Annotated in this window: 11 protein-coding genes and 1 pseudogene; 1 reads left to right on the top strand and 11 read right to left on the bottom strand. The window is 61.4% G+C overall.

From position 1 onward, the window contains the following. Window positions 1-152: 152 nt before the first annotated feature. The gene (locus HEP69_RS22160) at window positions 153-416 is read left to right on the top strand and encodes a helix-turn-helix domain-containing protein (RefSeq protein ID WP_290560693.1); all 264 of its coding nucleotides are present in this window, start codon (window positions 153-155) and stop codon (window positions 414-416) included. On the opposite strand, the pseudogene HEP69_RS22155 reads toward HEP69_RS22160, so the two are convergent. From HEP69_RS22155 to HEP69_RS22105, 11 genes and pseudogenes are all read right to left on the bottom strand, one after another. Further along, window positions 319-534, bottom strand: a pseudogene (locus HEP69_RS22155) (transposase); the annotation flags it as partial. The gene HEP69_RS22160 and the pseudogene HEP69_RS22155 sit on opposite strands and share 98 nt — an antisense overlap. Before the next feature lie 63 nt (window positions 535-597). Further along, window positions 598-1,902 (bottom strand): TRAP transporter large permease subunit, encoded by a 1,305-nt coding sequence (locus tag HEP69_RS22150; protein WP_290560692.1) that lies wholly within the window; start codon window positions 1,900-1,902, stop codon window positions 598-600. A gap of 42 nt (window positions 1,903-1,944) precedes the next feature. Continuing rightward, a complete protein-coding gene (locus tag HEP69_RS22145; RefSeq protein WP_290560691.1) occupies window positions 1,945-2,481 on the bottom strand; it encodes a TRAP transporter small permease subunit in 537 nt (178 codons plus the stop codon). 70 nt (window positions 2,482-2,551) lie between these two features. Beyond that, complete coding sequence (locus tag HEP69_RS22140; RefSeq protein WP_290560690.1) at window positions 2,552-3,526, bottom strand: TRAP transporter substrate-binding protein; 975 nt, start codon at window positions 3,524-3,526, stop codon at window positions 2,552-2,554. 129 nt (window positions 3,527-3,655) lie between these two features. Next, window positions 3,656-4,846 carry an acyl-CoA dehydrogenase family protein gene (locus HEP69_RS22135; protein ID WP_290560689.1) on the bottom strand — a complete coding sequence of 397 codons (1,191 nt, stop codon included), beginning with the start codon at window positions 4,844-4,846 and terminating at the stop codon, window positions 3,656-3,658. Window positions 4,847-4,857: 11 nt separating this feature from the next. Beyond that, complete coding sequence (locus HEP69_RS22130; RefSeq protein ID WP_290560688.1) at window positions 4,858-6,045, bottom strand: CoA transferase; 1,188 nt, start codon at window positions 6,043-6,045, stop codon at window positions 4,858-4,860. Next, the gene (locus HEP69_RS22125; protein WP_290560687.1) at window positions 6,038-6,946 is read right to left on the bottom strand and encodes a polysaccharide deacetylase family protein; all 909 of its coding nucleotides are present in this window, start codon (window positions 6,944-6,946) and stop codon (window positions 6,038-6,040) included. The genes HEP69_RS22130 and HEP69_RS22125 overlap by 8 nt, the downstream gene beginning before the upstream one ends. Window positions 6,947-6,952: 6 nt before the next feature. After that, window positions 6,953-8,044, bottom strand: a complete 1,092-nt coding sequence (locus tag HEP69_RS22120) for an ABC transporter ATP-binding protein (RefSeq protein WP_290560686.1) — start codon at window positions 8,042-8,044, stop codon at window positions 6,953-6,955. 17 nt (window positions 8,045-8,061) lie between these two features. Beyond that, window positions 8,062-8,946 (bottom strand): ABC transporter permease subunit, encoded by an 885-nt coding sequence (locus tag HEP69_RS22115; RefSeq protein WP_290560685.1) that lies wholly within the window; start codon window positions 8,944-8,946, stop codon window positions 8,062-8,064. Window positions 8,947-8,955: 9 nt separating this feature from the next. Beyond that, window positions 8,956-9,876: an ABC transporter permease gene (locus HEP69_RS22110; protein WP_290560684.1), complete on the bottom strand. Its 921-nt coding sequence runs from the start codon at window positions 9,874-9,876 to the stop codon at window positions 8,956-8,958. Between the two features lie 6 nt (window positions 9,877-9,882). Beyond that, window positions 9,883-11,046, bottom strand: a complete 1,164-nt coding sequence (locus HEP69_RS22105; protein ID WP_290560683.1) for an ABC transporter substrate-binding protein — start codon at window positions 11,044-11,046, stop codon at window positions 9,883-9,885. Window positions 11,047-11,104 lie beyond the last annotated feature (58 nt).

Raw genomic sequence — 11,104 nt, 5'->3', positions numbered from 1 at the left:
AAATGCGGGGATCTTGATTTCAAGATCGTCCGGCCGGTCCGCAGTCAGGTTAAGGTCACGACCGCAGAGCGTTGGTCGATCCCCTTGGGGTTGGATTCACATTCGAAGTGCAACTTCTGTATGAAAACAGGAGTTTGTGCGGAGGAAAATGAGTGGGAAAGCACGATAGCCAACTGAGCCTGGAGGAAGGCCGCAAGCTTTGGAGGTGGCGTGATGCTGGGATCGCGATCCGGGAGATCGCGGCCAGGCTCAGCCGAAACCCCTCCACGCTGCACCGGGAGATCCGTCGGAACACGCTGATCGTACCGGATGATCCAAGACACCCTTGTCACTCCACCGTTTCCAACGGTTGTATAGCGTCTTGTGCGGCCCATAGGCAGCAGGGGCGTCTCGCCACCGCAAACCATTGCGATTGATAAAGATAATCCCACTCAGCACACGCCGGTCATCGACGCGGGGTCTGCCGTGGGACTTTGGAAAGAAGGGCTCAAGACGCGCCATCTGCGCGTCGCTCAACCAAAAAAGATCAGACATGTTCACCGCTCGTCTTTCGTGCCGTGAATCACGCCGCTAGACGGAAATCAATGGATCCTGACCCTAGCCACGGGTCATCAGGGACGGCAGGTACGTGGCGATCTGCGGAAAGACGATCAACAGGAACGTCGCCAGCACCAGTACCATAAAGAACGGCAATGCCATGCGTGCAACCTTCAGCAGATCATGGCGGGTCATGGACTGCAGGATGAACAGGTTGATCCCCACCGGTGGCGTGATCTGCGACATCTCGATGACGACCACAAGGTAGATGCCAAACCAGATCAGGTCGATGCCCGCAGCCTGCACCATGGGCATGATCACCGAGGCGGTGAGCACCACAATCGAGATCCCGTCGAGGAAGCACCCCATGACCACAAAAAGAAGCGTGAGCGCGATGAGTAGCTCGAACTGGCTGAGATCAAACGATCCGACCCATGTGGCCAGCGCGCGCGGAATGCCGGTAAACCCCATTGCCACGGACAGGAATGCGGCGCCCGCAAGGATCAGCGTGATCATGCAGGTGGTTTTCGTGGCCCCCGCGACACTCTCGGCGAAGGAGGTCCAAGACAGCATGCCGCTCAGCGCGGACAACACAAGCGCACCCAGGACACCGACTGCTGCCGCCTCGGTCGGAGTGGCGATACCTGCGTAGATCGAGCCGATGACCGCGAAGATCAGCGCCAGCATCGGAAACAGCCCGGCGGTGGCGCGGATGCGCTCCAGGAAGGGGATGCGCGGCTCGCGGGGCGGGATGCGGTCGGGGTTCATCAGCGACCAGATCATGATGTAGCCCATGAAAAGCAGCATCAGCATCAGCCCTGGCAGGATGCCTGCGATGAACAGTCGGCTGATGGACACCTCGGCGGCCACCCCATAGACGATCAGGATGATGGAGGGCGGGATCAAAAAGCCCAGCGTCGCAGAGCCTGCGAGGCTGCCCACGATCATCTTCTGGTCATAGTTGCGCTTTTCCAGCTCGGGGATGGTGATCCGGCCGATGGTCGCGGTGGTGGCCGCCGATGAGCCCGAGACGGCGGCAAAAAGCCCGCAACTGACGACATTGACATGCAAGAGCCGCCCCGGCAGTGCGTTCATCCAGGGTGCAAGGCCGGTGAACATACTTGCCGCCAGCTTTGTGCGGTAAAGGATTTCGCCCATCCAGATAAACAGCGGCAGCGCCGTGAGCGCCCAGGACCACGATTGCGCCCAGATGGTTGTTGCCATGATCGCGCCAGCGGGCGCGTTCGTGAAAACGGCGATACCCAGAAAACCCACAACCGCCAGCGTGAGCGACACCCAGATGCCGCAGGCCAGCAGCACCAGCATGGCCCCAATCAGGACAAAAGAAACGACGTTAGGGTCCATTGCAAGCGGCTTCTCGCGGGACGGCGCATGTGGCTGGTCGCATCAGATATCTCCTGCACCATCAAGCGGCGCATCGCGCTCCGCTTCGGCCTGATTGAACACGGTATCGCGGCCCAGAATGGCGCTGACGAGATCCTCAAGAATTGCCACGGCGAAAAGGGTCACACCGATGGCCATGCCCATCTGCGGGATCCACAACGGCACGGGCACCAGTCCCGAGGTCAATTCGCCCCGGCTGGCGTTCTGCACGACCATATACAACGTGTGCCATGCCAAAAGGCCGGTGATCCAGGCCGCCATCGCAAGGGCAAGGATCAGCATGATCCGCCCGCCCGTGCCGCTGAGCAGTTGAACGAACAGCGTGACGCGGATGTGGCTGCCGCTTCGAAAACTGTAGGCGAGCCCCAGAAACGAGGTCGCGGCAAGGCAAAAGCCCGCGAATTGATCGGCGGACGGAATGATGGTTTCGAACTGCCGCGCCACGATTTGCGCTGTGACGATGACGCAAATGGCGACCAGAAAGACGCCCGCCAATGCGCCAGCGGCCCTATAGACCGCATCAAGACCGCGCGTGATCATCCCATCGTCCTCCCCATTTCCGCCCCTGACCGGGTGCGCGGGGGCAATAGGAACTGCCCCCGCGCGGTCTTTACTTCACGGCGTCCAGAATGGCTTGGGCTTCGGGGCCCACATCCGCGGCCCAGTCTGCCGCCATCTGCGCACCGACGGCGGCCAGATCGGCGGACAGGGCCTCCCCGGCTGTGTGCACGGTCATGTTCTCGCCCAGGCTGTCGACCGAAACACCGGCCACCTCCTGGCTCATCTCCCAGCCACGCGTCTCGGCAGCGGCAGCCGCCGTCAGGATCGCCTGTTGCTGGTCTGCGGGCAGACCCGAGAAAGCGGCTTCGTTGACGATGATCATGTTCTTGGGAAGCCAGGCCTGCAGATCATAGAACTGGGTGGTAAAGTCCCAAGCCTTGGTGCGCGCGCCGGTGGCGCCCGACGTCACCATGGCGTCCACGATCCCGGTCGAGAACGCCTGAGGGATCTCGACGGCCTCGATCGTGGTGGGCGACGCACCCAGCAGTTCGGCCATCCGCGCCGTTGTCGCGTTGTAGGTGCGGAAGCGCAGACCCTCCAGATCGCTTCCGACGTTCAGCTCCTTGTTGGTGAAAAAGCCCTGACCAGGCCACGGCACCGCATAAAGAAGACGGATGCCATCCTCGGCCAGTTTGGCTTCGACCAAGGGGCGTTGCGCGTCCCACAGCGCCTTGGCGTCGTCATAGGTGGTGGCGATGAACGGGATGTTATCGGCGCCAAAGATCGGATCCTCGTTAAAGAGATTGGCCATCAGCACCTCGCCGATTGGGACAAACTGGTTCTGAACCGACCGCTTGATTTCGGGGTGTTTGAACAGCGACGCACCGGAGTGGACGGTAATGCTCAGGCCACCATCGGTCGCGGCGGAGATGTCTTCTGCAAATTGCAGGATGTTCTGGGTGTGAAACTCACCCTCCGGGTATGGCGTCGCCATATCCCAGGACGTTTCGGCAAAGACCGGTGCCGCGGACCCGATCAGGATGGCTGTGGCGGACAGGGCCGCCAGTGATTTGAGTGTTTTCATCGTTGTCTCCCTGGTGTTGTTGTTCACTGTCGTGGGCGTGAAGATGCCCCTTGCCCACCCCTTGCCGGGGCAGATCGTTATGGCGAATGTGGCCACAGATGCGGGACCTGCGCAAGTGTGGCGCTCCGCTCAGTAGCTGCGCGGCAATCCCAGAACATGCTGGCCCAGAAAGCCGAAAATCATGTTCTTCGAGATCGGCGCGGTCTGATAAAGTCGGGCCTCGCGCCACTTGCGCTCGATCCCGTATTCGCGCGCGAAGGCAAAGCCGCCATAGGTCTGCATGCACACCTCCGCACAGGCCCAGGAGGCGTCAGCGGCCAGCAGTTTCGCCATGTTTGCCTCGGCACCCGCCTTGCCGCCCGCATCGAACACGGCTGCGGCCTTGGTCACCATCAACTCGGCGGCCTGCGCCTTGGCATAGACATCGGCGATGGGAAACTGGATGCCCTGATTGGCCCCGATCGGCCTGCCGAAAACGGAACGGTCATTGGCATAGTCACAGGCTTTTTCGATGAAAAATTTAGCGTCCCCGATGCATTCCGCGGCAATCAAGATACGTTCCGCATTCATGCTGTCGACGATATAGCGAAAGCCCTTGCCCTCTTCACCGACCAGCGTATCGGCCGGGATCTCGACATTGTCGAAAAAGACCTCGCAGGTGTTGTGGTTGATCATCGCGTCGATCTTGGACAGCGAGAGGCCGTTTTTTCTGGCCTCGTTCATGTCGATCAGGAAAACCGACATCCCGTCGGAGCGTTTTGCACACTGGTCCGACGGTGTGGTCCGGGCAAGCAGCAGCATCAGATCGGATTCAAACGCGCGTGAGGTCCAGACCTTCTGGCCGTTGATCACATATGTGCCGCGCTCGGTCTTTTCGGCCCGCGTCTTAAGCTGGGTCGTGTCGCTGCCGGTGGTCGGCTCGGTGACGCCAAAGGCCTGGAGGCGCAGCTCACCCGTCGCGATTTTGGGAAGGTATTTCTGCTTTTGCTCTTCGGACCCGTGTTTAAGCACCGTGCCCATTGTATACATCTGTGCGTGGCACGCTGCGGCGTTGCAGCCCTTTGCGTGGATCGTCTCCAGGACTGCCGCCGCCGCCGATAGCGGCAGACCCGACCCGCCATACTCCTCGGGGATCAGAGCGCCCAGAAAACCGCTTTGCGTCAGGGCGGTCACAAACTCTTGCGGATAGGCGTCTTCTTTGTCGAGCTTCATCCAATACGCGTTCGGAAAGTCATCGCAAAGCTTGCCGACCGCGTCGCGGATGTCGTCCCACACCGGGTTAACGGGCATCGAGACCATGTCAGGGTCATAGTGGTTCATGAGAAAATCCTTCAAATGACATTGCGCGCGCGAAAGTCGGCGATTTCTGCCTGCGAAAGCCCGACATCTGTCAGGATTGCGTCGGATTGCGCGCCCGCATCGGGGGCAGAGGCATAGATCGTTGCAGGGGTACGCGACAGTTTCACGGGCTGCGCCACCAGACGCGTCTCGCCCCGCGCATGGTGGTGGACCGGGGCGGCCATGCCCAGATGCCGGACCTGCGGATCGGCAAAGACCTCGTCCATCGCGTAGATCGGCCCGGCGGGTACGCCAACCTCTTCCAGCGCCGTGACCCAGTCGCTGGTGCTTTTCGTGACAAAGATCGGCGCAAGCAAAGCCCAAAGGTGCGGGCGGTTTTCAAACCGTGCGGCATTGGTGGCATAGGCTGCGTCCGTGCCCCAGTCAGACCGGTCGATCAGATCGCAAAAGGCGCGCCATTGCGCGTCACTGCCAACGCCGAGGTTCAGGTAACCGTCGGCGGTGGCGACAACGCCCATCGGGGTCACATAAGGGTGTTCATTGCCCGAGCTTTGCGGCACCTCACCCTCCACCAGATAGCGGGCGGCCTGAAAGTCCATCATCGCGATCTGCGCCTCCAGCAGGGAGCTTTGGACCCACTGGCCCTGCCCTGAGGTCGTGCGCTCCTGCAACGCCACAAGGATACCGATGGCCGCATAAAGGCCCGAGGCGCTGTCTGCCACCGCTGCGCCCGCGCGCATCGGCCCGACCTTAGGATCGCCGGTCACGCCCATCAGCCCGCCCATGCCCTGCGCGATCTGGTCAAAACCCGCGCGACCCGCATAAGGGCCGGTTTGACCGAAACCGGAGATGGAGGCGAGGATAATACGCGGGTTCACCTCGGCCAGTGCGGCATAGCCGAGCCCCAGCCGGTCCTTCACGTCGGGACGGAAGTTCTCCACCACCACATCCGCCGTTTCCACCAGCCGCAAAAACAGCGCACGCCCGTCGGGGTCCTTGAGGTTGAGTGTCAGCGAGCGTTTGTTGCGGTGCAGGTTCAGCATGTCATAGCCATGCCGCGCGCCAGACACGCCTGCGGAGGGATCCTTGCCCGCCGGGGCCTCGATCTTGATCACATCGGCTCCGAAATCGGCCAGCACGCGGCAACAGGTGGGGCCTGCGCGCACACGGGTCAGATCCAGCACTTTCAGGGTGTCGAGGGCGGTCGATTTCTCAGTCATCTGCGCTCTCCATGACGCGGCCTGCCCCGTCGGGGTCGGCGCTGGCATACCAGTCGCCTATGCCACTTGAGGTCATGAAGATCGTGTCGTCGCGCGCTTGCAGCAGGTCCAACGCGGCCTCGAAGTGATGCGCGATATGCGGCACGCCGATGATATGCGGGTGCAGCGCCAGGGTCATTACGCGCGGCTGGCTCTGCAATTCACGCTCGAAAGTGGCCAATGTGGCCTCCACCCGTTTGAGGTATTCGTCGGTGGATCCGTTCTGGATCGCATAGACCGGCACGTCGTTCAGCTCAAAACTGTAAGGCAGGGACATCAGGGGACCGTGTTTCGTCTTTATCCAAGTGGGCAGGTCATCGAGAACCCAATCGTGCAGGAACTCGATCCCTTCGGCCTTGAGGATGTCAGGCGTATCTTCGGTTTCGCCCAGACCCGGGCCGAGCCAGGCGCGGGGGCGGGTGCCGCCCGCCTGTTCCAGCCGGTCGAGGCAGCGGCGGATCACGTCGGCCTCATCACCGGCCTGTTTCAGCGATTGCTGGAACCAGCCATGCCCGACCAGTTCCCAGTTTGCCTCCGTCACCGCGTCCATCAGGCTGGGATAGACATCCGCCACCTGCGCGTTGAGAAAGGCGGAACACGGCAGGCCCCTGCGCGTCAGCATGCCGAGAATGCGCGGCATGCCACAGCGCAAGCCGTATTCCACCCACGAGAAATTGGGCACATCGGGCGGTGCGGGCGTGGCACCATGGGGCGCGGGAATGATGCCGCGCGGCATGGCACGTTCGATGGGCCAGTATTCGATATTCATCGCGATATGCACGATGAGCGGCTTGCCCTCGGGGGCTGCCAGGGCAGGCCGGTCCGAGGACAGCTGAAACGGGATGCGCGGGTTCGATGGCATGGTGACCTACTCCACGTGTAAACGGATGTCGGATGGCTTCCAGGTGACGCGCAGCGGCGCGCCCGCCTCAGGCAGGCCGTCATCCGTGTCTGAGATCACGCGGCTGATCATCTCCGTGCCGTCGGGCAGGCGCACCAGGTGCGATGTGGTCAGCCCCAGATACACGCTTTCGGTATAAGCCCCCTTGATCGAATGGGCGTCCGCGGCCGCATCGGCGTGATCAATCGCCACGCATTCCGAGCGGATCGACAGGTTCACAGGCTGCCCATCCTGCACGTGCAAGCCCCGGGTGTCGACGCTCAGCCGCGCGCCCGCCACATCGACGATGGCCGAGGTGCCGTTGGCGGTGGCGATCTTGCCGCTGAGCATGTTGTTTTCGCCCACGAAGCTGGCGGTGAATGTCTTGTCCGGCGCGCGATAGATGTCGCGCGCGTTGCCGCATTCGACCAGATTGCCATTGGCGATCAGCGCGATGCGGTCCGCAACCGTCATCGCCTCTTCCTGGTTGTGGGTGACGTGGATGAACGTAATGCCGACCTGTTCCTGCAAATGCTTGAGCTCAAGGCACATGTCCTTGCGCAGCTGCGCATCAAGCGCCGCCAGCGGCTCATCGAGCAGCAGGATGTCGCGGTCCAGCACGATTGCGCGCGCCAGTTGCACCCGCTGCTGCTGACCGCCGGACAGCTCATGCGGCTTGCGGTGGGTGAACTGCGACAGCCCCACCTGCTCCAGCGCATAATCGACTTTTTCGGCGATCTTGTCCTTGCGCAGGCCCGCGACCTTGAGCCCATAGCCCACATTCTGCGTCACCGTCATGTGCGGGAAAAGCGCATAGGCCTGAAACACCATCGTCGTGGGGCGTTTGTCGGGGGGCAGGTGACCCACGCTCTGACCGTTCAGCAAAACTTCGCCGCTGGTGGGCCGGTGAAAGCCACCGATGGTGCGCAAGAGCGTCGTCTTGCCCCCACCGGACGGCCCCAGCAGCACGAAATACTCGCCCGCACCGATGGTCACGTTCACGTCGCGCAGGGCTACGAAATCGCCATAGTGTTTGGACAGGTTGCGCACCTCGACGGCGGGCGGTCTCGGGCTGGTCATATCAGGTGTCCCCTTGGTCATGACATCACCGGTTCCGCCTTGGCACGCGCGGTGCGCGACAGGCTGTCAGCCCGGAGCATTGTAAACAGGATGATGGAGCCGATCACGGCAATTGCAATGAAGCTGACCAGCGCGGACATCGCATAGCTTTGCGGCGACATTCCGGTGTTGAGCATCTGGCTGATCAGAACGGTTGTGAACGTGTCAAAACCGCCCTTGAGCAGGCTGGTACGGGTGTATTCGTTGAACACCAGGATCACCGTGAAAGAGCAGGCCGAAAAGACGCCCGCACGGATCTGCGGAAACTCGATGTCCCAGAAGGCGCGCCAGCCGTTCGCCCCGCAGGCCCGCGCGGCTTCGGTCTGTTCGGGGCGGTAGCGGCCCATGGTGATCAGGATCACCACGAAGGAATAGGGGATCGTATAGATGATCAGGCCGATGGTCGCAGTCAGAAAGCTGAGCCGGAACCAGCTGTCGAATATCGTGGTGCCCAGCAGATCGCCCAGCCACACGAAGGTCAGGTTCAGGTTCTTGAAAAACACCAGCAGCGCCGAACCGAGGATATCTGGAGGCACAAAGAGCGGCGCCAAAAGCAGGAACACCGGGAAGAGCTTGTTGTTGGCCGATTTGTAGTATTTCGCCGCCAACAGCGCCATGGGCACAGCGATCACCGTGACCACCACCGCCAGCATGAAGGTCCAGCGCAGCGCGCCGATCAACAGCTCGTCCGAGAAGATCAGACCGTACCATTCCAGCGTGAAAACATACGCGTTCGCGCCAAAGCCGTTGGCGTTGAACGACACATACATCACATAAAGCACCGGCGTCATCAACGTGGTCACCACCAACAGCAGATACGCCCATTTCAGCTTGTGCAGCAGCGGATTGTCGTAATCGTTCATCTTGGGGTCCTAGCTCAGCGGCGACAGGATTTTGGTCAGGTCGAACAGCTTGTGCCCGATCCAAAGCAGCGTCATCAGCGTCGCCATCATGATCGCGCTCACCGCCATGGCCAGCGGGAAATCCAGAGCGGTGATAGCCTGGGTCGCAATCAGGCCCGCGTTCACGGCCCCTGCCCCGCCCAGGATGTTGGGCAGCAATGCAACCCCCAGACCATTGACGAAGATAAAGACCGACCCCGCGAAGATGCCGGGGGCCGCAAGCGGCAGGATCACGTCCTTGAAGCGGCGCCACGGACCCACGCCCAGATCGTCACAGACCTCGAAAATGTATTTCGGCACCGCCTCCATGGCCAGAAAGCCCGCAAAGACGATGAACGGCAAAAAGGACAGCACCTCGCCAATCACTACGCCGGTGTGGGAATAAAGCAGCGCCGTGATCGGCTCGTCGATCAGGCCCAGATCCATCAGCGTGGAGTTGACCAGACCGTTGCGTTGTAGCACGGGGCGCAAGGCAAAGACGCGGATGATCTCGGAGACCATGAAGGGCAGGATGAACAGCAGAATCACCCGGTGCTGGGCGACCTGCGGCACGGATTTGCGAATAAAGACGGCGATGGGGAACCCCAACACAAAGCAGATCGCCACCGCGATCAGAGAGTATTTCATCGAATCGAGGAAATTGATCAGCCGTGCCGAGAAAAAGAAGTTTTCATAGGAAAAGAGCGTAAAGCCCGGCTCCATCCAGAACATCGTGCGCTCAAAAACTGAAAAGACCACTGTCAGCGCCATGGGAATGGCAAAGAACATCACCATGAAAACGAGCGGCGCGCGAAACACCCAAGGGGTCAGACGGTCGCGCCATGGCGTCACAGGGGGGGTGCCGACGGGTAAAGTGCCCCCGTCGGTCACGTCAGTTGTGGGGCTGGCCATGGAGTATCAGGCCGCCTGCACGCGGGCCCACCAATCCTGGTAGGCGCGGATATTGGTCGGAAAGACGTTCTGCCAGGAATTGCCCGGCACCGCGCGGCGCGCCAGCTTGCGCTCCAGCCGTTCGGACATGATCGCCTTGGTATCGGCATCGAACATATCGGGATTGGCATCCACGAAGTCCTGCACGCCTTCCATCTGGGGCGTGAAGCCCAGACCCGCCAGCGTCTGTGCGCCGAACCACGGGCTGAGATAGACATTGGCCAGGCTGTAGAACGCATCCTCCATGCCGCGATCCTTGCCGCCCTGGGTCAGCATGACGACGTTGTTCCACGACTGGTGGCCCTCTTTCATCGTGCCATAGCGAATGTCCTGGCCATTCTTGCGCGCGGCGAAGATCTGGATGACCTCCCAACAGGACGACACCAGCACCTCCTCCGACGACAGCAGATCCGCGCCGTTCTGCACACCGTCCCAGAAGGTGCGGAAGTGGCCCTTTTTCTTGAGGTCGATAAGGAACTCACAGGTTTGGCGCACCTCGTCTTCGGTCATGTCCGAGGGGTTGTCGATGCTGCCCTTGCCGGATTGCTTGAGGTAGATGGCGGTATTGGTCAGCGTCGGACCAAAGTCGTTCTGCATCGCTGCACGGCCCCGGAACTGGCTGTCGAAAAGCGCCTCCCATGAGGTCAGCTCCTCGCCGATCACATCGTGGTTGAACGCAAGGCTGTCGGCGTTGGAAATGTACGGCACGGCCACCACAGCGCCCTCGTGGCGGATGGTGTCGAAGCTTGAGCCGCCTTCCTTGTAGCTGGGCAGGATATTGCCCCAATTGGCGATACGCGACGTGTCCAGAGTGACGATGGCGCCCTGGGAGGCAAGCGCGTCTTCCATCCCGCCGCCATTGTCGGTCATCGCGTCATAAAGCGCGTTGCCGTCACCTACGACCATCTTCTGGATCGCCTCATCGGCGCGGGCGGACTTGGCGATGGCGTTGATGCCGATGCCCGCCTGGCTTTCCATGTCGGACCAGTCCTGCGCACCGACCTTGGCGATCCCGGGCGCCCACAGCTTGAGAGATTGCTGCGCGTAGGCCGTCGAGCCAACTCCGCCGAGTGCCGCGGTCGCGCCCATGAGAGCCATAAACTGTCGGCGGTTAAATTCACTTTGGTTCATCAGACTTCTCTCCTGTTGGGTCACACCGGCCTTTGGCGGACACGGGCTGTCGAAGCTG

Source organism: Aestuariivita sp., assembly GCF_021404545.1.
GTDB lineage: Bacteria > Pseudomonadota > Alphaproteobacteria > Rhodobacterales > Rhodobacteraceae > Aestuariivita.
Note: the sequence above shows the minus strand (reverse complement) of the source record. Positions and strands in the feature narration are given on the sequence as shown.